Here is an 899-nt window from a genome sequence, read left to right on the forward strand (position 1 = left end):
GCGTGGACCTGGCCGCGGTGCTGGGCGAGTTGGGGGCCAACACGGTGAACTACACGCTGCTGCTGGCCGCCTATGCCGCCTACGAGCGCAACCACCCGGTGCTGTACCTGTCCAACGTCGACCGCGCCGCCGCGCGGGCCATGCTGGTCCTTCCGCCAGCCGGGCACGTGCCGCCGGACCCGGCACGCAAGTTCCCGGAGCACAACTACCGCGGCCAGTGGTACGCGCCCTGGTGGGGCCAGCGGCTGGACGGCAAGAAGGACTATTGACGCGCCGCGCCTCGCTGGAGTTGATCAACCGCCACGGCTTCAAGGATCCGAACACGAGCGAGACGCGCTTCGAAGTGAAGGCCTTTCCCGGCGACCCGAAGGCGGTGCCCGCACCGGGCAGCGACCGCGACAACCGCGGCCGCGTGTTCCTGTAATGCAACCCGCACGACCAGGTGATCGGCGCAGCGCCGGTGCAGGGCATCGGCTGGCGCGGCGTGAACGCGGCGCAGTTGGACAAGATCGGCGCCGAGGGCGTCTTCCACCAGCGCGTGCCGGAAATGCCAGGTGGGTAGACGGGCATCGTGGCGGAGCCGACACGCCTGTTGAGCGGGCTGGCTGCAGGCAGAGATTTCCACAGTCGCGCGCCAAGCGGGGTTATCCACAGATAGGTGAGCTTCTGGGGCTGGAACTCCCGTGCTCATGACCACTGAACTCGTTGGTCGTTGCCGGACTCGTTGATCAAGAGCACTGGATTACGCAAAGCACAAGCTGGCGCCCAAGATCCCGGCGACGGTCAACGACACGCCGGGTGCCAAGGGGCTGCTGCTGCGCCAGGGCACGGTGGTCGACGCGACGCTGATTGCCGCACCGAGTTCGACGAAGAACGACAGCGGCATGCGCGACCCGGAG

The 899-nt window shown here is 67.7% G+C and carries 1 protein-coding gene and 3 pseudogenes; all 4 read left to right on the plus strand.

Annotated elements, in window-relative coordinates; translation table 11 throughout:
* Positions 1-269 (plus strand): annotated as a pseudogene (locus tag CKO43_RS25490) (hypothetical protein); the annotation flags it as partial.
* On the plus strand, positions 266-424 hold the full coding sequence (locus CKO43_RS25495) for a hypothetical protein (RefSeq protein WP_200380422.1): 159 nt from the start codon (positions 266-268) through the stop codon (positions 422-424). The pseudogene CKO43_RS25490 and the gene CKO43_RS25495, both read left to right, overlap by 4 nt.
* A 6-nt stretch (positions 425-430) precedes the next feature.
* A pseudogene (locus tag CKO43_RS26485) lies at positions 431-562 on the plus strand (hypothetical protein); the annotation flags it as partial.
* A 187-nt stretch (positions 563-749) separates the two neighbouring features.
* Positions 750-899, plus strand: a pseudogene (locus CKO43_RS25500) (IS5/IS1182 family transposase); the annotation flags it as partial.

Source organism: Rubrivivax gelatinosus (assembly GCF_016583785.1).
GTDB classification, from domain to species: Bacteria; Pseudomonadota; Gammaproteobacteria; order Burkholderiales; family Burkholderiaceae_C; genus Rubrivivax; species Rubrivivax gelatinosus_B.